The sequence below is a fragment of the Burkholderia sp. DN3021 genome (assembly GCF_049805555.1).
Taxonomy (GTDB): Bacteria; Pseudomonadota; Gammaproteobacteria; order Burkholderiales; family Burkholderiaceae; genus Burkholderia; species Burkholderia pyrrocinia_C.
The window spans coordinates 12,563-35,882 of record NZ_JBNCAB010000007.1 but is presented as its reverse complement, the minus strand read 5'-3'; the positions used below and the strand labels follow the sequence as shown (position 1 = coordinate 35,882).

Genomic DNA, 23,320 nt, shown 5'->3' with positions numbered 1-23,320 from the left:
AGCGGCATCCCCTCGGAGAGTCATCATGCGAACCAGCGCCCGCAACCATTTCGCCGGCCAGATCAGCGCCGTCAAGCCCGGTGCCGTCAACGACGAAATCACGCTCCGCACGCAGGACGGCCTCGACATCGTCGCCGTGATCACTCACGGCAGCGCGGCTTCGCTGGGCCTCGCGGCCGGCACGCAGGCGTTCGCGCTCGTCAAGGCATCGTCGGTCATCGTGATGGTCGACGTCGACAGCAGCAAGGTGTCGGCCCGCAACTGCGTCGCGGGCACCGTATCGTCGGTCGCGACGGGTGCGGTCAATTCGGAAGTCGTGATCCAGGCCGCGGGCGGCGCCGAGATCGTCGCGATCGTCACCAACGACAGCGTCGATCGCCTCGGCCTCGCGAGCGGCACGGCCGCGGCCGCGATCTTCAAGGCATCGAGCGTGATCGTCGGCGTCGAGTGATCACATGACGAGCGCAATCGCGATCCGGTTTGCGCCGCGCATTCGCGCGGGTCGTGTCGCCCGGCTGTCACGCAGGTGCGCACGATGACCGCCGCACACGATCGCATCGAACCGTCCTCGCATGAACGGGCGTTGCAGTCGCTGCTGCTCGCGGCGGCCAACGCCGACACTCCCGACGCACGCCTGTTCGGCGCCCTCGTTGCGGCACGCGCGCGCCGCAACGAACTCGGGCTTCTCGGCCTGTCTCATGCGCAGCTGGCTGGCCTGCTTGCGCGCCAGTTTCGGCGCCTGCCTTCCCCCGATGCCGCCGCACTCGTGTCGACGGTGGCGATGGCGCTGCTGCCATCCACCCACGCGGCATTCGTCGCGACGCTGCACGCGCGGCTGATGGACGACGCGAATCCCGCTGCGACCCGCGACGACGCCGACTGCCTGGCGTCGATCATCGCGCATGCGTGCCTGCGCCCCGATCATCTGTGGCGCGACCTCGGGCTCGACGGACGCGATGCGGTATCGGCGATGCTCGATCGCTATTTCCCCGTGCTCGCCGCGCGCAACGTCGCTCACCTGCGCTGGAAAAAATTCCTCGCACAGGAAGTGGCTGCATCGCTCGGCATACCACCGGGGCCCGCCCCCGGATGCCCGGGCTGCGAAGATTTCGGCTTCTGCTTTCCTCACGCGCGATAGCCGCCGCGGCGGCTGCGCTGCCCGCGCGTTTCGTCGCATCGCCAACCGGAGAAACCGCCTTGACCGACATTGCGAGCCCCAACCTGCCGTCGCGCGATTTCGAAACCACGTCCCGCTTCTACGAGAAACTGGGGTTCGTCGAAACGTGGCGCGACGACGGCTGGATGATCCTCAAACGCGGTGACCTGTTGCTGGAATTCTTTCCGCACCCCGAACTCGATCCAGCCGCGAGCTGGTTCAGTTGCTGTTTCCGGCTCGCGGATGTCGGCGCCTTCTTCGACGACATGCTCGCAGCCGGCATTCCGGAGCAACGGACCGGCTGGCCGCGTGCGCACCGGCCGACACGCGAAGCGTGGGGCGGCACGGTCGGCGCACTGATCGATCCGGACGGTTCGCTGATCCGGTAGATCCAGACGGAAGACTAGGCACGCCCCCTGTCGCTGCCGCGATCGAGCGACGATGGAAATACACGGGCGCACGATTCGACGCATGCCCCATAAATGGTCACCTTGCGATGCGCATCGTATGCGTCGGGCCGTTCACCGCTTACGACGCAGTCAATGCCGATGCCGGTGATGAATGTCCGGGAAATGTGCGTGACTATGCGTGATCGGCAGATGCACATGCGGATGCGTGTGCGGTTCGTTGCCATCGTACGGAAAGTCGTGCGTATGCTGGTGATGTTCGTCGTGCCGATGCCGGTGAATATGCTCGAGCCGCTCGTGCGCATGCGTGTGTTCGTGCCGTTCGCGCACATGCAGCCAGATGCCGAGCGCCATCAGCGCGGCGGCGATCCAGAACGTCGCGGGCGGCAGCGCGGGCCAGATCAGCAGCGACAGCACCACGCCGAACAGCGGCGCGATTGAAAAATATGCGCCCGTACGCGCGCTGCCGAGATGACGTAGCGCGACGACGAACAGCACGAGGCTGATCCCGTAGCCGCCGAGCCCCGTCAGCATCGCGGCGGCCGTGACCGGTACGGCGGGCAGCGTTGCACCGGTCGCCAGCGCGATGCCGATGTTCACGGGCCCGGCGATCAGCCCTTTCACGCACGCGATGACCATCGCGTCGTTCGCGGCGACCTTGCGGGTCAGGTTGTTGTCGATCGCCCAGCACAGGCATGCGCCGACGATCAGCAGCGAGCCGACCGGCAGGCCTGCCCGGCCCGGTATCCACGACAGCAGCGCGCCGCCCGCGACGATCGCGACCATTCCGAGGAACACCTGCACATCCACGTTCTCGCGAAACACGACCCACGCGATGATGGCCGTCAGCACGCCTTCGAGATTGAGCAGCAGCGCGCTCGTCGCAGCCGGCGTGCTCGACAGCCCGAGCATCAGCAACGCCGGGCCGGCCACGCCGCCCGCCGCGATCGCGCCGGCCAGCCAGGGCAGGTCGGCGCGCTGGAGCGGCGCGGCATCCGCGGCCGGTGCACAACGGTTGTGCAACCCGCGCAGCAGGATCCCGATGCCGAGCCCAACGCCGCTGCCGAGATAGAACAGGCCGGCGACCATGAACGGCGACATTGCGCCGATCAGCGCCTTGGCGAGCGGTGTCGCTGCGCCGAACAGCGCGGCCGCGGTGAGCGCGACGAGAATCGCGGAATGTCTCTGGTTCATGATCCGGTTTGAATTGACGTAAAAAAAACGGTGGCCGTGGCTTCGGGTCGGCTCGTGTCGGAGCAAGCCTCCCGCACCTTTCGAAGTGCAAGCCGCATCGCGCTGAACAACCTGCGCGTGGTGTCACGATCCAGCCGGGATTATCGCTCGTCATCATGTCACGATGGCCGGACAGAGTCGTTCACATGCCGATCGACGATCCCGATATCACTATCTTAGGAAACCGAATTATGTGATTGAAGTGCCATCGCAATCAGGCATGCGTACTATCCATGCGCAAACTTCAAAGTCGAAGCATCGCGGATGTAGCGCCGATTGACGGAATCTGTTCGTCCGGTTGCGTTGCCGGTCTGATGTCGCAGGGGGAGTGCCGGCGAGTCAACCGCCGGTGGAGGCAGTCCTGACCTGCCCCTTTCGAGGCAGGTCAGTCTGTCGTGTGATTCGCCGCATGCGGCATGCATGCGGGTGAGCGCCGTACAGTCGACGGCGACGCGGTGCGTGTTACTCGTTTCCGGCCGTTTGCTGCTCGATCTGCTGCGCAACGTCGGTCTGAGCTTCCGCGTTCGCCGGTTCCGGCGCTGCTGCGGCGGCCTCGGCCTGCTGCTCGGCCTTCGGCTGCTGCTGCGCGCCCTTGGACGATTGCGCCGCACCCTTGCCGGGACGGCGTGCCTTCAGCCGACGCGCCCGCGCGGCGTCGTCATGCGTCACGCGCCCTGCTTCGTTGCCCTGCAGATCGACCCGCACCGCGTCTTCGACAAGGCACGACCAGTAGCGGTTGCCGCGGCACCACGTCGACATCGCTTCACGCAGTTCGGCTTCGTTGAGGCCCACGGCCTGAGCCTCGCGTGCGAGGTCGTCCCAGATGCCGACCTTGAGCGGTACTTTGGGGGCCGGATTCTTCGGGAACGCGCGCGGAAACTTCCGCTGCAGTTTGCCGATCGCAACGATGACCGGATCGACCGGCGCCGACGGCTTCGCCGAAGCGGGCTTCGCGCGGTGCTGCGCTTTGGAGCCGGCACCCGGTTTGGCCCCGCGGGCCGGCTGGTCGCCGGACTTCGGCTTCGCGCCGGCGTCCGTCGGCGCCGCAGGTCGCTTCGCGTTGCGCTCCTGCTTGGCCTTCGCTGCGAGCTGCGCCCGCAATTCGGCAAGTTGTTCAAAACCCATAAATTCAATCCACCAGGAATATAAGGTGTGGTTCGTGCGGCCATTCCGCGCGGCGCAAAAAGCTTCGCCGCCACGCGTGCGACCCGTCTGCCGCCGATGCGGAACACTACGGGGCCGCATCGCGCACGCCACTCTGTTTTCAGGCACCCGGCCACGATGCCGGACAAGGCAGGAGGGAAGTATACCGGTACGCGCGACGGCCGGCTGACTCGCCGGTCTGCATTTGCCCGATCCAGCGTGCGGAAAATGCGTCCGCGCGGCCGCGTTGCGCATTATATGTATACGTTTCCGGAAGTCACGTCGTTCACAACCGTCATCGAAAATCGGGCCAGTTGTGAGCGAAACGGTCGGCCCGACGGCGTCCGCTGATCGATACCCGGCGCGTGGTGTTGCGTGTTGCGCGTTGCGGAGCCGAAAAAGATCGTGCCGCGCGGGCGCATCGCCGGCCACGGCGACGATTCCGGATCGCGGACGGCGCCCCGTCGGCTGCATGCGAATCGGCGATCGCGACAACGGGACGCACATGACGATGGATCGACGCAGCCTGTCGTGACATCCCGGTACGCCCATCGATTGCACCGGACCCGTACACGACTCGTTGCGTCCGCATCGATCGTGTGGCGTACGAAGATACCGGAACATGCGTAGTATGGCCGGGTCAACGTCGTCGGCAGCGTACCTTGGCCCGTTTTGCGTCGCCCCGGTCGGCCGGCAGCATCCCTCTTGCCTGCTAAAGAACCGGTTGTACGAAGCGGAGCGGATACATGGTTCTCCCACACGACATCCCGCACGACGGCATCACGCGCGAGGAGATTCACCATCGGCAGATCGACATGCGCGGCTATCGGCGCAGCGACGGCCTGTTCGAAGTGACGGCCTGCCTCGCGGACCGCAAGACCAGCGATTTCACGCCACCGGGCGGCACGCGGACGGTCGCTGCGCTGTCTCCGATCCACGATCTCGGCGTGACGCTGGTCTTCGACGCCGACATGGTCGTACGCGCCGTATCCACCTTCATCCGGTCGCATCCGTATGCGCAGTGTCCCGGCGGCGGCGACTCGCTGCAGGCGCTCGTCGGACTGAGCATCGGTGCCGGCTGGAACAGCGAGATCCGCAAGCGTCTGCCGTCCTGCGATACGTGCACGCATCTGAAGGAATTGCTCGGCCCGGTTGCAACCACGGCCTATCAAACGATGGTCGGTATGCGGCGGTCGTCGCTCGACGCCCGCGACCGCGAAGGCAAGCCGCTCAAGATCGACAGTTGCCATGCGTATGGCGCGTCGCGCGATCTCGTGAAACGTCTTTGGCCCGAATACCACCGGCCTGAGCCGACGGCAAAAGGCAGCTAAGATCCCGGCATTCGGCCGGTTCGGCGTCTGCAGGATCGGTGACGCACATGGATGCGTGCGTTGTCTGCGCGGACCAGCGCGAATGCTGCCGGTCCGAAATCAGAAGACGCCCAGTGCGAGTCCGGCGGCAAGGCCCGCGCCAAGTTCGGCGCAGCGCGCACGATCATCGTCGTCGATCGTCTTCGGCGCGAGGATGCGCTCAGGCGTCTGCGCGTGAGTACAGACGATCAGGCCGGGCGCCACGCTCTTCAATCGCCATCCGGTCGCGATCCGGTCGATCTGGCGCAGCGCGTTCTGCCCATCGCTTCCCGCGCAGATCATTGCCGCGTATGGACGGCCGTTCACGCGATCGAGCGCCGCGTAGTAGCAGCGATCGAAAAAGTCCTTCATCAGCCCGGACATCGACGCAAGATTCTCGGGCGTCGCAAACAGGTATGCGTCGGCGGCCAGCACATCGTCTGCGCTCGTCGCGTCCGCGCGCTGCAGCCTGACATCGACACCGGGTTGCTCGCGCGCCGCGTCGGCCGCCGCTTCGGCCATCTGTTGCGTGCCTCCGGTCATCGTGTGATAGACGATCAACAGCGTCTTCATTCGTAGTCGCTCGTGTCAGGCTTCAGGTGGGTCGGCGTATCGCCGGTTTCCGTTGGATGGCCAGTCATCACGTGTGTGGGGGCGGTTGTGCGTTCGCTCTTGCGGATCAGTCGGTTTGCCGGCTCAGCGATGCCAAGCGTGCATCGATCGCGTGCATGACATCGACTTCGATTCGCGCATGATCTTCCTGATGTGCGGTCAATCCGGCGCGACGCGTAATGCGTCGCCGTCGTCCGGACGCGCGTAGTACGCGAGAAACATATCGGCGGCCGATTCCGCGACTTTCTGTTGCTCCGGCGCCGTGAGCGGCGGCTGGCCCATCGTCACCTGCGGCCAGAATGCAAATGCCTTCACGACACCATGCAACTGATGCGCGGCAAACCCCGGATCGGTGACCGACAGGCGGCCGGCCAACGCTGCCGCACGCACCCAGACCGTCAGGTCTTCCTCGCGCTCGCCGAGGCGTTCGACCATGTCGCGCGCACGCTCCGGCGAATGGATGGCCGCGCCGATCGCGACGCGCGCAAGTGCGAGAAACGCATCGTCGTTCAGCAGGCGCAATTTGCGCTCCAGCAAGGCGAGCAGCTGCTCGCGCAGCGGCACGTCGGTGCGATAAGTCGGTGAGCTACCGGTTTGGGTCGCATCCCACAGCTTGTGCAGGATCGCGGCGAACAACGTTTCCTTGCCGGGAAAGTGGTTGTAGACCGTACGCTTCGACACGTCCGCGCGCGCAGCGATGCGATCCATGCTGGTTGCATCGTAGCCTGCAGCGAGAAATTCCTCGATCGCCGCGTCGATGATGGCCGCACGCTTTCGATCGGTCAGGCGTTGAGGGAGAGTGCTGGTATCCATACCGAAATTTTACACCGGGCAGTTTACTTATCTCAGAAATAAATTACACTGCTTAGTGTACTTTTATCCTCGGACGAACCGACATGGCATCGCCTCTTGTTTTGATTCACCGCATTCTGGGTTTTGCAGCCGCCAGGCGCGGACGCGCGCTGTCCGGCGGTTCGCCGCAGCACAATGGCGAGCGCTTCAGCAATGTCGCGCCGCGTCCTGCCGAAGGTATCGGCAAGACGCTCGGGATTGCCTGGAACATGCTGTTCAACAAGCCGCACAATACCGTGCCGGCTGGCGCACTGCCCGTCGATTTGCTGACCCGTGCACAGCTCGACGCGGCGCCCGATCGCAGCCTGTACCGGCTTGGCCATTCGACGCTGCTGCTCAAGTTGCGTGGAGAATTCTGGCTGACCGATCCCGTGTTTGCCGAGCGTGCATCACCGTTTCGGAATGTTGGCCCCAAGCGCTTCCATGCGCCGCCGATAGCGCTTGCAGATCTTCCGCCGCTACGCGGTGTGATCCTGTCGCACGATCACTACGATCACCTTGACCGCGATACGGTGCTCGCGCTCGCGGCCACCACCGGCGTGTTCGTGACAACGCTGGGCGTCGGCGACCGTCTGATCGAATGGGGCATCGACGCGAAGAAGGTCCGTCAGCTCGACTGGTGGCAGAGCGTCGACGTGGCCGGCCTGACGCTGACCGCAACACCCGCGCAACACTTCTCCGGGCGCAGCCTGTTCGACGGCAACAGCACGCTGTGGGCGTCGTGGGTCATCGTCGACGACGACCTGCGCGTGTTTTTCAGCGGCGATACGGGCTACTTCGACGGGTTCCGTACGATCGGCGAGCGCCTCGGGCCGTTCGACGTGACGCTGATCGAAACGGGCGCATACGATGCGCAATGGCCGTACGTGCACATGCAACCGGAAGAAACCGTTCAGGCGCATATCGATTTGCGCGGACGCTGTCTGATCCCGATCCACAACGGTACGTTCGATCTCGCGATGCATCGCTGGCACGAGCCGTTCGAGCGAGTAACGGCGTTGTCGATCGTGCGCGGCATCGAGTTGTCCACGCCCAGAATGGGCGAGCGCCTTGATCTCGACGAGCCGCATCGAGGCGAGCGGTGGTGGCGCACGGTAGACGAGCACGCGAACGCGGCGGCAGCAACGAAATCGCGCAGGTGGCAATTTTGCGCGTCGCAAGCGACGAAATAGGTTCGCCTGTCATTACGTCTTTCGTGCGGAAGCGCGGCGGTGCCGCGTTTCCGGCCATCGCGTTTTCGGGGCAGTTGTTCGTTGGCGGCTTGTCTGCCGATACGATCACCTGAATCGGAAATGATGCACGCGGCGCCGCCCGATAGCTTCATTCAACAATACGGGGCACCGGTTGACCGACCGCGACAGCAGGCTTCGGCAAACGCCGGCGGATCGCATCTGCAAATTCGCACGAAACCGGCGAGCGCCTAGCTGCTGCCCCTTTCGAATCTACGTTTCCATCGAAGGAAAGCACCTACACATCCGATAGGCTGCATGGTTGCCCGCGGCTTCGGCCTCGTCGTTCTGGGCAAGAATCGGGTAATTCGTGGGCGCTGACCTTATCTCGACCAGTTCAACCGCCTTATGTTCGACAGGGCGTCACGAGTCGATGGGTTCGCACGCAAGTTTAGATAGGCGGCTCAATCTTCCATCATTACTTCCACCAGCTCACCGACATGAGCCTGCAGAAGAATAGATGTGACCTTGCTGTTCAACCGATTTGCAACGGCAAATGAGCCGTCGGTCGACCCTAAGAATTCCACAACCCTTTGTAGTATCGCGCGATCGGTGAAAAGCGTTGTCACGTGACAACTCGCGTTGAATGTTAGCGCGCTGGACATCAGATCAGTGACTCGACGAGCGATCGTCATGCACCGGACCAACACTCACTGGACGTTGTCTACGATAGCATTCGGCGCGAAATGTATCAAATACCACCAATCACGTATCAATTACAACATAATTCACCACTCAACTCCTGGATGACGTCAGTAGCCCATGAAAAATTCATACGCCCCCAATTCCAAGGAGAATCAGGCGTGTTTTGCGTGAAACAACATGAAGAATATGGCGCAAACCATTGCTGGATAAGGATTTCCGGCGGCGCCCCACTTTTTTCGAATGTTTCACGATTCGACTTGGTTGGACCGGCAGGCGACCTTTGGCGTAGGGATTTGCCCTCACCCCTGTGCCGACCGTTGTCAGACTGCTAATAGATATGGAATGCGGGATACGGAATTGCGCCGGTTGTGGCGCTGGAAGATGCAGCGAAGCCTCGCACCCCTCCCCTGCCGGACTATGCACGCACCACGTCGGCGATAGCCATATCATTAAATGGGGTCGCATCACGATGCGTTAATAATCGTCTGCCCTTGAGTGCGACTCACCAAGCGATCATGGCATTCAGCCACCACGAGAATGTCGGGCATCGCCGCCGTCGGTCCTGACGGCCGGGACGAATACCGCCTCGATCATCGGCGAAGACACTTGCCTCTGACGACTGCGACGATCGTCCTGCCGTTTTCTATGATGCTCGGGCTGCCTTTGTTGTCACGTGACAACTTCTCGGACAGAACATATACCAACTGAACGCAGCGGCAGAAACTATCTATAAATTCGCTCCGCTTTGATCCGCTTAACGCATCTAAATTTGACCGATCGTAACCGTTATCGAGAAATTACAACGCCGCTGCGTTACAGCCTAGTTGCTTGTCACGTGACAACTCCCCCAGGCAAGCAATTGAACCAGCCACTGGCTTACGCTTACTATCGAGCGTTGATTGGCATAACCGAAATCCACATCCCAATCGAATCAAGCTCTTCCTGTCGACACGCAACACCGACTGCGACCAGTTCCCGGCGACTTGTCACGTGACAACGACGCCCCTCGACGACATCCGTGAACCGGTCAATCAGATTCGCAAGGGGCTCTGTTAGCGCCAAAGGCGCTGCCATTCCACAAGTCTCTGCGATCGAGTTTCATCACCGACGCCAATGACAGTCGAATTTCCTTCAACCCTTTGCGCATTCTTCGTGACCGTAATCGACAATTTTATTTTTACTTGATCAGCATTCACGATTGGTTCGTTAGCCGTTCGACCTACTTGTCACGTGACAACAACAACGATCTCCAAGACATGCATCAAGCCGAACACTTTTCTGGACATTTCGATAACAACTGAATATATTACGCAAAACTCCTTGGAGGAATTTAATGGCTTTCAAGATCGCCGTCAGTAATCAAAAAGGTGGTACTGGAAAGACAACCATCTCCGTCAACATCGCGGCTGCGTTCGAGGCCGGTGGCAACAAGGTCGCGTTGATCGATGCCGACCCTCAAGGCACTTCCGTTCGGTGGGTGACGAGCGGTGAGAACACCTTGCCGATGACGGTCCTTTCGCTGGCCCCCGCCGGTCGCGGCATCGGCGGCGAAATCAAGAAGCAGGACGCAAACTTCGACGTGATCGTCGTCGACTGTCCGGGCAACCTCGAAGATCCGCGCATCGCGTCCGTGCTCGAAGTCGCCGACTTCTGCCTCGTGCCGCTGTCACCGTCGCCGGCGGACCTGTACAGCACCGTCGCGATGATTCGCATGATCGAGTCGATGCGAGCCGTTCGTAACCCGAATCTTTCTTCCGCATTAATGCTGAATAGTGTTAATGGAAAAACTAAAATGCGTGAAGAAATTTTAAAAATTCTAAGAGCTGAAGAAATAGGGGAGCATTTGCTCGACAGCCAGATCGCGCAACGCGAGGTCTACCGTCAGACGTTCGCACTCGGCACCACGATCCATCATCACAATCGATACCTGAAGGGGCTGAAGGAAGCCCGCGCGGAAATCGAAAGGCTGGTCACGGAAATGGCCCAATACATCGCGTCGACGCGCGCTACCGGAGCCGCCCATGGCTAAGGACACATCGAAAGACAAGAAGCCGACCGGCAACCTGCATCTCGCGGCCGGCCTGTTGCGCGGGCTCGCGCAGGAAAACGCTGCACTGGAAACCCGCTTGCCCGAGCCGCCGGCTGCACCGAACGTCGTCGACGCGACGCCCGCCGCCGTGCCCCCGGCCGCGGTCGCACCCGCCGGCACACCGGATCTTGGCGCGCCGCAGAAGGTACTGGTCAAGGACTGCATCCCGAACCCGTTCAACCCGCGCGTGTTCTATTCGGAGTCGAGCCTGCACGAGCTCGCGCTGACATTGAAACGGGAAGGGCAGATCGAGCCGATCAAGGTCACGCGGCTCCCGGAGTTTCCCGGCAAGCTCGTCGTGATCGACGGGCAACGCCGGCTGCGCGCGACGAGCATCAACGGCGACGAAACCATCAACGCCACGTTCCGCACGGACCACACGCCCGAGCAGCTCTATACGATCGCGTATCGGGCGAACCACGATCACGAACGCCAGACGATCTTCGACGATGCGGTCGCATGGAAGCGTCTCCTCGACGAGAAGGTCTTTCAGGACCAGAACACGCTCGCGGAGAAGATCGGCAAGGACAAGGCATCGATCAGCAAGACGCTGTCGCTCAACGCACTGCCCAACACGCTGCTGGAGCGGATGGCCAGCGCGAACGACGTGGTCGGCCTGCAGGCAGCGTACTTCCTGAAGCTGATCTTCGAGCGCCTGGGCGAACCGACGGCCGACCGGCTGCTCACGGCCGTGATCGACCGGAAGAAATCGGTCCGCGATCTCGAGAATTTCCTGCGTGCGCAGAGTGACGACAACAAGAAAGCGGGACGCACGCGCTACAGCGTTCGTCACGACTTCGCGCTCGAATCGCAAGCGATCGGCCAGTTGAAGACCTACCCGGACGGGCGTCTGGACCTGCAGCTCAAGGGCGTCGACACGTCCCATCAGGAAGCGCTCGCCGACAGGCTCAAGACCGTTATCGACGCCTACGTCGCCGAGCTGGCAGCCGCCACGCAAAAGTAACGCGCCCAAGCAAAAGGCCTCGCATCCGCGTTGCGCCGCGAAACCGGACGGTGAAGTCCGGCGCACGGCGCCCTCCCGGTTGCGAGGCCTTGTTCAGTTGCTTGCGAGACTGCTTTTGAGCAGGAATTCCAGCAGGTCGTCCGAGGTCGGTTCGCCCCAGGTATCCAGCGCCAGCCATCGGAAAAAGCTGGTCTGCGCGAGCTTGCTCGCCTTCTTCTTCGGCGACAGCGTGAGATCCTTCGAGCCCGCCACCGTCTCGTTGTAGCGATCGATCAGCTTGGTCTGGTCGTCGATCTCCAACTCGCGGAAATACGCGCCGGCTTCCTCGACCTTCGCCGCCAGATATTTGTCGCGAATCTGCTCCTGCTTGCTCTGCGAGGATTCCTTCGCCGGTGCGGCCGCTTCGGTTCCCTGCCCGTCGGCCAGCGTGTAGCCGTGCGTCAGCGCCTTGCGGAAATACGCGGCCACGTTGTCGACCGGCGCCGCGTTCTTCTTCGTAGTCCGATTGAGCGTATAGGCAATCGCCGCCTTGATGCGCTGCACGCCGTATTGCGTGATCAGCCGGCGGGCTTCCGAACGCGGAATGCCGAACTTCGCGACCTCCTCGACCAGCGCTTCGTTCTTGACGTCGCCGTCTTCGACCGTATCGGCACTCTGCTTGCGCGTCACCTTGAACTGAACGGCTTCCACGCTGCGGCCGGACTTGTGTTCGATCAGCTCGAGCGTGTGATCCGATACTTCGTTCACCTCCTGAATGCACGGCACCAGGACCTTGCTCTTGAACAGCTTGTATTCCTTGTACGACTGCGACGCCTTGTCCTGGCCGAGAATGAGGTCGCGGAATTTCGGCAGCGGAATCTTCGCGGTGATGCCGATCCCTTCGTAGCGCACCGTGTTTTCCCACAGCGCGAGCGAGTGTGAGCGCCGGAATTCGCGGGCGATCCGCATATCGATCAGCGCGTAGATTTCCGGGTTGAGCAGCTCGCTGCGAATCTGGTCGGAGAAGCTGTACTTCAGCACCGATTGCTCGAGCTCCGCGCCCGCGAGCAGGCCCGACGCTTTCCAGACCGTCGAACGGTCCGCGGCCAGGTAGTCCCAGTTGACGACGGTACTGATCAGCGAGTTGACCGTGTCCTTCACGTACTTCGTGTTGTTGCTGTTCAACCCGCTCTCGTGCGAAAGCGAGGCGATCGAGATCGAGAAGCTCGTCCGGCCCGGCTCGAACGCCTCCTGCCGAAGCGCGTTCTTGATCAGCGAGCTGAACATCTTGCGCTGCTGCAGACCGATCTTTCCCGACTTGGGCGCGATATGAATCGCCTGGACCGCCTTGCGCAGCAAGTCGGGAGGCTCGGGTGTCTGAAACAGTGAAACCTGTTTGTCTGAGCCTTTGCTTGCGGGCTTGCGCGGCATCGTGATGTCCGGATAAGGTGACCTTGTTGAGAGCGGACTTTATACCTTCTCACGCCGCAGAGCAACGCCCTCGCTCCAGCATCACTTGCAATATCACGGCTAACCTTCAGATGCAAAAGGGAAATTCGTGATGAAACAATCTGCGCAGGGCCCCATATCCATCTACCTTTTGGCCAAAAAACCTCCCACAAGAAGCTACCTTTCGGGTCCGGCGACAGAAACCCGGCACGAGATTTGCCCCAGGGAAGGTACCCATCCATGGGGGCAAACGAGCGGAATCGCGATCGACGACCGGATTCGTGGTGCCTTGCAACACGCAGCCGTTTTCCTCCCATAACGGGCTACCTTCATCGACTCCCATGGACAGCTACCTGTCGGCAACCTTCGACATGGGCGATAGCGTTACTTTCGGCCTCGAAGGGAGAAATCGCTCCCATAAACGGCAACCATTCGGTTATCCCATAAGAGGTTACCTGTCCGCGACATCGATCCTGTCTATGGGAGCAGCCAGCAGAGAGGTCCTGGTGAAACACGCTCGGCCGGCCCGATTGACCACCCATAAACGGTTACCATCGAGAGACACCATAAACGGCTCCCCGAAAAAAATCACTGTGCACGCAAGCACTTACGGGTCAAAAAAAAACGTCCCATAAAAGGCTACCTGCCTGCGTTCCCATAGACGACTACCCATCTCGTTTTCAGGCTGATTTCCCATAACCGGGTACGCTTGCCCCATATCCACAGCCCCGATTCCCCACAACCCGGTACCCAAAACCCCAAATCCACAGACCTGAAACCCCAAACCCTTCCACCTGTGCTCCCATAAATGGGTACCGAACACCGGTCAAACCCTTGTGGAATAAGGCTGTGAGCCGTCTAAAAGTAGTTAAAGAAGTAAACGTGGTTTACCAAAGATGTAAACACACGTGTGCTGTCACAGAAAGACAAGCCCCATAAACCGCTACCCATGGGATCCGTCTATGGTTCGTTAAGCATCCCGCTGCTTCGATTCAGGCCTGCTGGACAGAGCCTGAGGCCTTGATGGAACAAGCCCTCAGGCCCAACAAGGGTTCCCGGAGAGGTGAGTGCCCACTCACAACACCTAAAAGTAGAAACCTATGGGAGGAAACCGGGCAGAAATCACCGGTTTCCGCATTCAGGTTCCCATCTATGGGACCGAAAAGCCGGGGCCGCGACGACCCGCGCTCCTGTGATCGACAGCCAAATCGGATCAGCGACCGAACACATGAACATTGTCAGTTTCACCCACAGCAGTTCGAAATCACCCTGGACGGCACGCGAATGGTTTTTTGTACTCATGCTTCCCGTTCTGTGGACAAGTTTTTTGCCGGTCGTCTACCGACGCTTCTCGTTACATTTAGCCTGTGGACTGTGCACAGAGGAAATAGACGCGGCTTGCTTCCCCGCCCCGAGGTCCCGCAACTTTCTACCTTTGGATCGACCGAAGAGTAATGCTGTGCTCTTGAATGGCAACGAGAGGCCAACACAGCCTCCCGGAAGCAAGAGTCGCCTCCCGCTTTACCAGCCGCACAGGTGGCCGGCTCCTGGGCCGATCTCGTGAGTGTTACGAGCCAACGTGAAGATGCGGCCGCTGAAGAAGCTCACCGCAATCGAATTCGAATAACGATCCCGAACATTCTCACCGTCAGAAACTTCCTGATCCCGGAAAAGCTCACCGGCGACGCGTCCCACAGGTATATGCAAGCTGTGCAGCCGCGGCATCCGCAAGGGATACTCGACGGCCAAAATCATCAAATGAAAAATCTGTGGCCCGCGCGCGTTGCCTGACGTGTTCACGAGCAGAGTCGGGCCGACTGACAAGCGTTGTCGCGGCATCAACACGACGCGCAACGTCTGCCGGACGGAGTATCGCAATGCTTGTGCGGCTCCCCCCGCGCATTCGTGAGGGGGTTCCGGTCAACGTCTTCACCCTACGCCGAGCGTCTACCCATTTCGCTATACACACCAGACGACGTCGCCTTCCGGTGCAGTAACACGAGACGATCGCATCGATCACCGGACGAGCCGAATCGTGGCCGTTTATGGGAGAACCCGTCGCTGGAGCCGCGTCGAGCGGCAACATTGCACACAGATCGACAACTATTGCGGTGATTGCGCTTCATGTGACGAAGATCACCGCAAGCATGAGCGTGCTGCTAACACCACCTATGAAACAGCAATCGGCATGCGAGCTAGACACGACGATACGAATGTCATCGGAATCGCGGCCGCGCATCACGCCATGTGATCGATCTTCATCATCGAAGCGTGCTGTACGTCCGACGTTTCCGCTGCCTCGACCGCGCGATCTTCACGCGCGCCGAAACGCGATGTACGTCCCTGTCTCTTCCGCGCGACGGTAGAGCAACGTCCACGTGTTCTCCCATACGTGTATCCCCAACTCCGTTTGCACGTTGGCGCCACATTTTTCACGACGCGGTTATGATGCACAGGTCCCGATCGCGACATGACGACCGATCAGGACAGGGGCGGTATCTCGATGGTCTTTCCAACCGTGATAATCATCAGAAAAGAGAGTTCAGCGATGCGAATCCAGATCAGAAAACTCACGCTGGCTGCTACCGCAGCCGCGTTCCTGTTCGGCTCGGCAGTTCCTGCATTTGCCCAGACCGACGCCGCCAGCACGCCTCCTGCACAGGACGCCAAGGCGGCGAAGAGCCAGGCACGCAAGGCGGCCAGAGCTCAACGCAAAGCGGAGCGCAAGGCTGCGCGCGCGAAAAACACCGCCGAGCTGAAGAAACTCGAAGACGCCGGTTACAAGCCGGCGGCCAACGACCCGAACTATCCGCAGAACCTGCAGAACGCGGAGAAGAAAGCCGCCGGCGCAAGCCAGTAAGCGCCGTTCGGCGGCAAGCTGCGATACGATCCGCGGCTTGCCGCGTGCATCGCGGTCACGCGATGCACGTCAAAAGCAGAATGCCGCTCATGAACGAGCACAAACCCGATCCGCGCATTTGTGCTATTTGATTCGGAATCCTACATTGAATGGCGGGCATGACCGGCAGGTCGATACGGTCAGTGCTGCGCGCCCGATGCGGCTGCGTTCCCCGTCACCTTCAGCCAGTCCTTGAAGGCACACACCGCCTCGTCGTCCGCGCGCGCGGACGCCACATACGTGAAGTAGCGCCACGGCGGCAGAGCCGGTTCGCTGAACGGCTGCACGAGCCGGCCTTCGGCGATGTCGTCCGCGACGAGCGCGATCGGCCCCATCGCGACGCCGAGTCCGTCGAGTGCGCCTTGCAGCGTCAGGTAGAAATGCTCGAGCGTGAGCGAATGTCGCGGCACGAGATTCGGATGCCCGGCCGCCGCGAGCCATTCGGGCCACATGCCGGGATAGGTCGCCGCGTGCAGCAGCGTGAAGCCGGCGAGATCGGCAGGCGTACGCAACGGCCGGCCTTCCAGCAGCTTCGGCGCACACACCGGCAGCCGGACTTCGGACAGGAATTCCTCCGCGACGTAACCGTCGATGGCTTGCGGGCCGCCTCGAACGATCAGGTCGACCTTGTCGCGCAGTTTCTCGATCGGCTCGTTCGACGTCGACAGCCGTACCTCGATCGTCGGATGGGCGACCTGGAATGACGACAGCTTCGGCACGAGCCAGCGCAACGAAAACGTCGCGGGCGCGCTGACGCGCAGCACGCGCTGCTGCGCGTGGCCGAAGTGCTGCGCGGTGGCGAGCGCGATCCGGTCGAACGACGCACCGACCTCGGCGAGATACGCGCGGCCGGCGTCGGTCAGTTCGACCCGCCGGTTGTGGCGTTCGAATAGCGGCCGTCCGAGCCACGCCTCCAGTTGCTGCACGTGCCGGCTGATCGCGCCGTGCGTCACGCACAGCTCGTCGGCGGCAAGCGTGAAGCTGCCGAGTCGGGCGGCTGCTTCGAACGCGCGTAGCGAATTCAACGGAGGAAGACGTCGGGCCATTGCATCGTTTCGCGTGAAATTTACTCACGCGATAGTTCAGGTTTAATCGTTTGATCGGGCGATCCAGCTCCGCCAATATGGCACACAAACGGCCGGCTCGGCCGAACGAGTGTCTGAATTTCTCACATGGAGTGCGGAGCATGCCGAACGTGGTGGTCGTGGGTGCGCAATGGGGTGACGAGGGTAAGGGGCGCGTCGTGGACTGGCTGGCGGCTCAGGCCGACCTCGTCGCACGCTACAACGGCGGCCACAACGCGGGCCATACGCTGGTCGTCGGCGGCAAGACGTACAAGCTTGCGCTGCTGCCGAGCGGCATCGTGCGCGGCAAGCGCGGCGTGATCGGCAACGGCGTGGCGCTCGATCCGGAAGCGCTGCTCGCGGAGATCGCGCGGATGGCCGAGCTCGGGCTATCGGTGACGCCGGACAACCTGTCGATCGCCGAGAACGCGACGCTGGTGCTGCCGATTCACCGCGCGATCGACCAGGCACAGGAGCGCCTGCGCCGCGAACCGATCGGTACCACGCTGCGCGGGATCGGACCGGCTTACGAGGACAAGGTCGGGCGTCGCGGGCTGCGCGTCGGCGATCTCGCGGAACCCGGCCGGCTCGCCGACAAGCTCGACGTGCTCGTCGACCATCACAACGCGTGGTTCCGTGGCCTGGGGCTCGACGAGTGTTCGCGCGACGCGATGCTGGCGACGCTCGTCGATCTCGCGCCGAAGATCCTGCCGTTCGTGCGTCCCGTCTGGGCCGACCTCAACGACGCGACCGATCGCGGCGAACGCATCCTGTTCGAGGGTTCGCAGGCCGTGATGCTGGACATCGACTGGGGCACGTATCCGTTCGTGACGTCGTCGGGCACTGTCGCATCGGCGGCAGCGGCCGGCACGGGCCTCGGCGCGTCGAAGCTCGGCCACGTGCTGGGCGTGACCAAGGCGTATGCGACGCGTGTCGGCGGCGGCCCGTTCCTCACCGAGTTGACCGACGCAACGGGCGAAACACTGCGCGCACGCGGGCAGGAATTCGGCGTCAACACCGGCCGGCCGCGACGCTGCGGATGGCTCGATGCCGCGCAGTTGCGCCAGGCGGTCAGGATCTCGGGCATCGATTCGCTGACGCTTACCAAGCTCGATGTACTCGACGGTTTCAAGTCGATCGAGCTGTGCGTCGGCTACGAACTCGACGGCGCGCGGGTCGACCATCTGCCCTCGAGCCTCGACGCGCAGTCGCGCGCGAAGCCGGTCTACGAACGGTTCGACGGCTGGCATGGCACCGTGAAGGGCGTGCGCGAGCGTGCGGCGCTGCCGCGCGCCGCACAGGATTTCATTGCGCGCATCGAAGCGGTAGCGGGCGCGCCGGTATCGATGATCACGACCGGTGCGGAGCGCGACGACACGATCGTGTTGCGTAATCCGTTCGATGCGGCGGCCGCCGCGTAACGTGCCGTCGACGGCGTAAATCGCGGATCGGCATCGTGGTCGCCGGGTAGTTTTTGCCGACCCGACGTAGTTTGCGTGCCGGCGTGTTCGATCGCGTACACGCCCGGCACGGACGCGGCGCGAAGGGCGGCTCCACGATACGATTCGGCGTCCGGATCACGCCGCACACGGCGAACTGGACACGCCTGCAGCGCTGCTGTACTGTTCCGCACAATTCGCGCCAGACCGGCCTGCGCCGGAGCCGCCGGCACCACGGCCGCACGGCGGCGCGCCGTGATCTCAATCCCGGGGACAGGCCGATGGACACGTTACAGATGATGCGCATTTTCGTCCGGGTCGCGGAGGAGGGCAGCTTCACGAGCGCGGCCCAGCGCCTGGACATCACGACGGCATATGCATCGCGTTCTGTCGCGCAGCTCGAAACGCATCTGCGCACGCGTCTGCTCAACCGCAGCACGCGCCGCATCGCGCTGACCGACGCCGGGCAGCGCTATCTCGATCGTTGCCAGCGCATCCTTGGTTATATCGACGAAGCGGAAGCCGAGGCGGCGGACGCACAGGCGAAGCCGTCCGGACGGCTGCACGTTCACGCGACGACGAGTTTCGGCCAGGCCTATGTGGTGCCCGCGGTCGTGCGCTACCGGCAGCGCTATCCGTCGGTCGCGGTCGAGCTGACGCTGTCGCAGCACGTGCCCGACATCATCGACGAAGGTTACGACGTGTCGCTGCAGTTGAGCACGACGGAGCTACCCGATTCGGGGCTCGTGTCGCAGCGGCTCGGCGAGGTGCACAGCGTGCTGTGCGCGTCGCCCGCGTATCTGAAGGAGCGCGGCACGCCGCGCACGGTGCGCGAGCTCGAAGGGCATGCGTGCCTGCAGATCGTCACGCCGGTGTTCCCGCGCGATCGCTGGCATCTCGACGGCCCGGACGGTCACGAGACGTTCGACCTGCCGTTGCCCGATTTCCAGGTGAACATCGCCGATGCGCTGGGTGCCGCACTGCGCGCCGGCCTCGGGATCGGCTCGCTGCCGATGTCGTCCGCACTGCCCGCGCTCGCGAGCGGTGCGCTGGTGCGCGTGCTGCCCGAATACCGGTTGCAGAAGCTGACGGTCTACACGCTGTACGCTTCGCGTCAGTATCTCGACGCGAAGATCCGCACGTTCGTCGATTTCCTGCGCGAATGCGTGCCCGAAATGCTGTCCGCCGACGAGGCCGCGCTGAACGCGTCCTGCAAATCCTGAGTCAGCACTGCCGCTGTTCATATGCGCGTTTTGCTCCAGAAAATGAAATAATCCGTAGTCCTGCATTTAAGGCAGGCGTCGACGATGCGATCGCGATCGACCCGGGAAACGACGCCCCCGGCAACCAGCACGTCTTTATGAAATCGCTTGCTTTCGATATCGAACGTCGTTGGTTCGATGCGCGGTGCCAACTTCCTGGAATCGGTTCGACCTGCTTCATCGCGTTCGCGCGGCGGTGCAGCCGGCCCAGTATTCGCTCAACGGCGGAACGGCAGTGCGACGTCGTCCGGAAGCGGGTACACGTACGGCCGGCCGCCACGCCGCTCGACGGTACCCGGCAAACAAAAACGCCACGGATGAAAGTCCGTGGCGTTTTTGTTTGCGTCGGCTTATCGCGAGCGCGTCGATCGCGTATTACTGCGGCTTCGCCCAGAGCGTGCGGCCGAAGAACGTAAGCGTGCGATCCCACGCGATTTGCGACCACACTGGATCGAACTGCGTGCCGGAGATGCGGCCGGCGCCGACGGCCGTTTCGTTCGCGAATCCGTGATGCGCGAGATAACGATGGAATTCGACACCGACCTTCGCATCGGTCAGCTTCTTTTCCAGCGCGTCGACCTGGTCGATCGCGAAGAATGCATCCTGTGTGGCCCAGTGGCCCATCAGCGGCACGTTGAGCTTCGCCGGATCGAGGTAGTCGAGCGGCGGGAAGCCGTACCACGTGACGCCCGCGTCCGCGTCGGCGAACTGCAGCGACAACAGCGTCAGCGCACCGCCCATGCAGAAGCCCGTCACCGCGACGCGCGGAGCCAACGTCTTCAGATATGTGACGGCGCCGGGAATGTCCTGCGATGCGGCGTCGCCGAAATCGAGGCCGGTCATCAGGTGGTGTGCCTCTTCTTCCTCGACCGTCGACTTGCCGCGATACAGGTCGGGCACGAGCGCGAAGTAGCCGCAGCGCGCGAGGCGATCCGCGACGCCGCGGATCTGGTCGTTCAGCCCCCACCATTCCTGGATGACGACGACCGCGGGCGCGCCTTCGGTCTTTTCCGGCCTGGCGAGATAACCCTGTAGTTCCTGGCCGTCCGGGCGGCGAAACGTGATCATGGAACCGGATGCTTGAGACATGAAACCGCTCCTTTTCAAAAATGCGATGAGTACGGCAGCGGGCCGGCCAGCGGGCGCGGTGACGATCGGACATGCAGGGCGTCGTGGTTTCGCTCGCGTTCGTTTCGGCCGACACCGACCACGCGGCCATTCTATGCGCAAACGCCGGCTGCCTGCGTGAACGGCGCTGCGCGGCGCGCGATCGGCGGGGGCGTGTCGATCGACGGTCGCGATCCGGTCACGGAGCGGATCACCGAAAAGCGAACACCCCGCGCCCGATGAACGGGAGCGGGGTGTTTCGTTTGCCGCGCGCAGATCGGAACGCGCCGTGTGCGTCGGGCTTACTGGCCGAAATACACGGAGTCGCGGCCATCCTGCTTGACCGCGATTGCGCGGCCGGCACGCACGCCGGCGGCGGCTTGTGCGCCGTAACCGGTTTCATCGGCGTTCGTTACGCGGGCCTGTGCCGTCTGCAGCGCGCGGGGGTAGTACTGATCGGAGACTTCGGGCTTGTAGCCGGCCTGTTCGAGCTGGACGAGTTCCGCGCGCACCTGGGCACGCGTCAACTGGCCCGACGGGTTCGATTGTGCGAATGCGCCATACGAGGCGGACAGGGCGGTTGCGGCGACGACAGCGTAGATGAACGACTTCATGATGACCTCCGGTTTCGTTGATTTCGCGCTTCGCTTGTTGCGTTCAGCGGTTGATTGCATCGTAGCGATCGCGTTACGGGTCGGAAATACGCGTTCCAGCGAATAATTATTGCAACTGGGTAAACGATCCGCGGGAATTAGCGTTTTTGTCTGGTGATTGCGGGCATGCCGGAGGGCCTGTCGGCTCGCGCTGCATAGGCGTAAGGCGCAGCCTTTCGGGTCTCGATGTGATCGATAGACCAGCGGCCGCGTGACGATCAATTGAATCGCATTCCGAAGTATTTGGGCGAGATGGTCGGCATGGCTCATGCACTTCCGCGTCACTTGGTCGGGCCGCCTGACGCTTCCGATATTCGGCGGGCGTGATCCCGACGTGCCGGGTGAATGACCGCCTGAGCGTATCGACATTCGCGAAGCCGCATTTCGCGGCGACCTGTTTCTGCGTGTCATGCGTGTTCTCGAGCAAATGACGAGCCGCCGTGTTGCAGGCGCGCCTGTTTTTCGCCGGCGATGCGCAGCGTTACCGTCTTGGCGTCAATTTCAATCAGATTCCGGTGAACGCGCCGAAGTGTCTCTTGGTGGCCACGCTCCGTCGAAGCATGATCGAGAACGCTTCGCGAGCACCTCCGAGGGCGGAATCGCCTTAAGTCAGTAAAAAAGTTGTTACGTAACAATCACCAGATGTTTCTCTGATTTTATATACTGAATAACTGCATCACCTCACCCAGGCGAATCTTCGATTCGCAAGCGCCGAAATCTGTTGCCAGACAGCCGGCCACATCCGCTGGCTTCTTCGCCGACGCTTGGCGGACAGGCCACAACGGCTCTCCCAACTCGCCCCCACAAGTCCTCGGCAAAACGCCTATAATGATTGGGCAAATTGCCGGAGAGAGGTCATGAGCACCATCGCTTTTCATCCTTCGGGTGTCGCGCATCCGCGTCAGGCCGAATTCACGATTCTCGAGCAGCTACTGGCGATCCGTGTCCGATCGGGTGCCGATCTTGCCGAGCTGGCGAGCGCACGTGTCGACGTCTCGGTGATCGACCGGCTGTCGGAGCGCGGGCTGAAATCGGACGAGCTGGCCTTCATCATCCCGCGCCGCACGCTGAGCCACCGTCGCCAGGCGCACGAACGCCTGTCGCCGGAGGAATCCGACAAGGCGATTCGCCTCGCGCGCATCGTCGCGCAGGCGACGGCCACGTTCGGCGACCAGGACAAGGCGATGGCGTGGCTGCGCAACGGGCTTCAGCGCTTCGGCGGCCGCACGTCGCTCGACATGGCGAGCACCGAGCATGGCGCGCGGCTCGTCGAAGAGGTCCTCACGCAGATCGACGAGGGGTACTTCGCTTGATGACGCTGTGGCGGATCAGCAATTACGCCGACCTGAAAGGCATCGGCGGGTTGCGCGCCGGCGGGCGCTGGCATTTTGCCGGACAGCCCGTCGTGTATCTCGCCGAGCATCCGGCACTCGCGTTGCTCGAGACGCTCGTGCATTTCGAAATCGCCACCGTCGCGCAATTGCCGAGCGGATACCAGTTGCTTCGTATCGAGGTGCCGGAATCGGTGGACGTCGCCGAGATCGCGGAAGGCGACGCGCCGGACGACTGGCAAACGAACGTCGACTGGACCCGCAGCGCCGGCACCGAGTGGCTGCATACGCAGCCGAGCGCGCTGTTGCGCGTCCCGAGTGTCGTCGTGCCGCACGCGCACAACTTCCTGCTGAATCCGCTGCATCCGGCCGCGCCCGAGATCCGCGTCGCGGAAGTCATGCAATCGCCGTACGACACCCGGATTCTGCGGCTGATCGAGTCGAAGCCGGGCGAATAG

At 62.4% G+C, this 23,320-nt stretch carries 22 protein-coding genes and 2 pseudogenes; 13 read left to right on the top strand and 11 right to left on the bottom strand.

Annotated elements, in window-relative coordinates; genetic code table 11:
* Positions 1-25 precede the first annotated feature (25 nt).
* The 3 genes from ACPUER_RS06045 (at position 26) to ACPUER_RS06035 (ending at position 1,545) form a co-directional block, all read left to right on the top strand.
* Positions 26-451, top strand: a complete 426-nt coding sequence (locus ACPUER_RS06045) for a TOBE domain-containing protein (protein ID WP_175963955.1) — start codon at positions 26-28, stop codon at positions 449-451.
* An 84-nt stretch (positions 452-535) separates the two neighbouring features.
* A complete protein-coding gene (locus ACPUER_RS06040) occupies positions 536-1,138 on the top strand; it encodes a nitrogen fixation protein NifQ (protein WP_425130610.1) in 603 nt (200 codons plus the stop codon).
* Positions 1,139-1,197: 59 nt separating this feature from the next.
* On the top strand, positions 1,198-1,545 hold the full coding sequence (locus ACPUER_RS06035; protein WP_425130609.1) for a bleomycin resistance protein: 348 nt from the start codon (positions 1,198-1,200) through the stop codon (positions 1,543-1,545).
* A 150-nt stretch (positions 1,546-1,695) separates the two neighbouring features.
* On the opposite strand, the gene ACPUER_RS06030 is transcribed toward ACPUER_RS06035, so the two are convergent.
* Positions 1,696-2,757 (bottom strand): EamA family transporter, encoded by a 1,062-nt coding sequence (locus ACPUER_RS06030; protein ID WP_425130608.1) that lies wholly within the window; start codon positions 2,755-2,757, stop codon positions 1,696-1,698.
* 501 nt (positions 2,758-3,258) lie between these two features.
* Positions 3,259-3,921: a ProQ/FinO family protein gene (locus tag ACPUER_RS06025; protein ID WP_175963980.1), complete on the bottom strand. Its 663-nt coding sequence runs from the start codon at positions 3,919-3,921 to the stop codon at positions 3,259-3,261.
* A 764-nt stretch (positions 3,922-4,685) separates the two neighbouring features.
* Here ACPUER_RS06025 and ACPUER_RS06020 point away from each other — a divergent pair.
* On the top strand, positions 4,686-5,270 hold the full coding sequence (locus ACPUER_RS06020; protein WP_425130607.1) for a DUF2889 domain-containing protein: 585 nt from the start codon (positions 4,686-4,688) through the stop codon (positions 5,268-5,270).
* A 99-nt stretch (positions 5,271-5,369) separates the two neighbouring features.
* Here ACPUER_RS06020 and ACPUER_RS06015 read toward each other — a convergent pair whose 3' ends face one another.
* Positions 5,370-5,861, bottom strand: a complete 492-nt coding sequence (locus tag ACPUER_RS06015; RefSeq protein ID WP_175963960.1) for a flavodoxin family protein — start codon at positions 5,859-5,861, stop codon at positions 5,370-5,372.
* Between the two features lie 198 nt (positions 5,862-6,059).
* Positions 6,060-6,713 (bottom strand): TetR/AcrR family transcriptional regulator, encoded by a 654-nt coding sequence (locus ACPUER_RS06010; protein ID WP_425130606.1) that lies wholly within the window; start codon positions 6,711-6,713, stop codon positions 6,060-6,062.
* A gap of 83 nt (positions 6,714-6,796) precedes the next feature.
* On the opposite strand from ACPUER_RS06010, the gene ACPUER_RS06005 reads away from it, so the two are divergent.
* Positions 6,797-7,924, top strand: a complete 1,128-nt coding sequence (locus ACPUER_RS06005; RefSeq protein ID WP_425130605.1) for an MBL fold metallo-hydrolase — start codon at positions 6,797-6,799, stop codon at positions 7,922-7,924.
* Between the two features lie 461 nt (positions 7,925-8,385).
* Here ACPUER_RS06005 and ACPUER_RS06000 read toward each other — a convergent pair whose 3' ends face one another.
* Positions 8,386-8,550: a hypothetical protein gene (locus tag ACPUER_RS06000; RefSeq protein ID WP_425130604.1), complete on the bottom strand. Its 165-nt coding sequence runs from the start codon at positions 8,548-8,550 to the stop codon at positions 8,386-8,388.
* A gap of 1,409 nt (positions 8,551-9,959) precedes the next feature.
* On the opposite strand from ACPUER_RS06000, the gene ACPUER_RS05995 reads away from it, so the two are divergent.
* On the top strand, positions 9,960-10,655 hold the full coding sequence (locus tag ACPUER_RS05995; protein ID WP_006759638.1) for a ParA family protein: 696 nt from the start codon (positions 9,960-9,962) through the stop codon (positions 10,653-10,655).
* Positions 10,648-11,679, top strand: a complete 1,032-nt coding sequence (locus tag ACPUER_RS05990) for a ParB/RepB/Spo0J family partition protein (protein WP_347063937.1) — start codon at positions 10,648-10,650, stop codon at positions 11,677-11,679. Before ACPUER_RS05995 ends, ACPUER_RS05990 begins: the two co-directional genes overlap by 8 nt.
* A gap of 93 nt (positions 11,680-11,772) precedes the next feature.
* Here ACPUER_RS05990 and ACPUER_RS05985 read toward each other — a convergent pair whose 3' ends face one another.
* Complete coding sequence (locus tag ACPUER_RS05985; protein ID WP_175963965.1) at positions 11,773-13,089, bottom strand: replication initiation protein; 1,317 nt, start codon at positions 13,087-13,089, stop codon at positions 11,773-11,775.
* Between the two features lie 1,539 nt (positions 13,090-14,628).
* Positions 14,629-14,907, bottom strand: coding sequence for a hypothetical protein (locus ACPUER_RS05980; RefSeq protein ID WP_425130603.1), 279 nt, complete (start codon positions 14,905-14,907; stop codon positions 14,629-14,631).
* A gap of 748 nt (positions 14,908-15,655) precedes the next feature.
* On the opposite strand from ACPUER_RS05980, the gene ACPUER_RS05975 reads away from it, so the two are divergent.
* Complete coding sequence (locus tag ACPUER_RS05975; RefSeq protein WP_072440343.1) at positions 15,656-15,967, top strand: hypothetical protein; 312 nt, start codon at positions 15,656-15,658, stop codon at positions 15,965-15,967.
* Positions 15,968-16,146: 179 nt separating this feature from the next.
* On the opposite strand, the gene gcvA is transcribed toward ACPUER_RS05975, so the two are convergent.
* Complete coding sequence (gcvA, locus tag ACPUER_RS05970; RefSeq protein WP_175963967.1) at positions 16,147-17,052, bottom strand: transcriptional regulator GcvA; 906 nt, start codon at positions 17,050-17,052, stop codon at positions 16,147-16,149.
* Between the two features lie 140 nt (positions 17,053-17,192).
* Between gcvA and ACPUER_RS05965 the strand changes: the two genes are divergently transcribed.
* On the top strand, positions 17,193-18,491 hold the full coding sequence (locus ACPUER_RS05965; protein ID WP_425130602.1) for an adenylosuccinate synthase: 1,299 nt from the start codon (positions 17,193-17,195) through the stop codon (positions 18,489-18,491).
* A 299-nt stretch (positions 18,492-18,790) separates the two neighbouring features.
* Positions 18,791-19,732: a LysR family transcriptional regulator gene (locus ACPUER_RS05960; RefSeq protein ID WP_310144247.1), complete on the top strand. Its 942-nt coding sequence runs from the start codon at positions 18,791-18,793 to the stop codon at positions 19,730-19,732.
* A gap of 414 nt (positions 19,733-20,146) precedes the next feature.
* On the opposite strand, the gene ACPUER_RS05955 is transcribed toward ACPUER_RS05960, so the two are convergent.
* From ACPUER_RS05955 to ACPUER_RS05945, 3 genes and pseudogenes are all read right to left on the bottom strand, one after another.
* On the bottom strand, positions 20,147-20,860 hold the full coding sequence (locus ACPUER_RS05955) for a dienelactone hydrolase family protein (RefSeq protein ID WP_425130601.1): 714 nt from the start codon (positions 20,858-20,860) through the stop codon (positions 20,147-20,149).
* Between the two features lie 320 nt (positions 20,861-21,180).
* The gene (locus tag ACPUER_RS05950; RefSeq protein WP_011349305.1) at positions 21,181-21,492 is read right to left on the bottom strand and encodes a DUF4148 domain-containing protein; all 312 of its coding nucleotides are present in this window, start codon (positions 21,490-21,492) and stop codon (positions 21,181-21,183) included.
* Positions 21,493-21,826: 334 nt separating this feature from the next.
* Positions 21,827-21,973: pseudogene (locus ACPUER_RS05945) on the bottom strand (helix-turn-helix domain-containing protein); the annotation flags it as partial.
* On the opposite strand from ACPUER_RS05945, the pseudogene ACPUER_RS05940 reads away from it, so the two are divergent.
* From ACPUER_RS05940 to ACPUER_RS05930, 3 genes and pseudogenes are all read left to right on the top strand, one after another.
* Positions 21,972-22,064 (top strand): annotated as a pseudogene (locus ACPUER_RS05940) (catalase); the annotation flags it as partial. The pseudogenes ACPUER_RS05945 and ACPUER_RS05940 sit on opposite strands and share 2 nt — an antisense overlap.
* 324 nt (positions 22,065-22,388) lie before the next feature.
* Positions 22,389-22,844: a type II RES/Xre toxin-antitoxin system antitoxin gene (gene parS / locus ACPUER_RS05935; RefSeq protein ID WP_031403156.1), complete on the top strand. Its 456-nt coding sequence runs from the start codon at positions 22,389-22,391 to the stop codon at positions 22,842-22,844.
* Positions 22,841-23,320 (top strand): RES family NAD+ phosphorylase, encoded by a 480-nt coding sequence (locus tag ACPUER_RS05930; protein WP_175963970.1) that lies wholly within the window; start codon positions 22,841-22,843, stop codon positions 23,318-23,320. The genes parS and ACPUER_RS05930 overlap by 4 nt, the downstream gene beginning before the upstream one ends.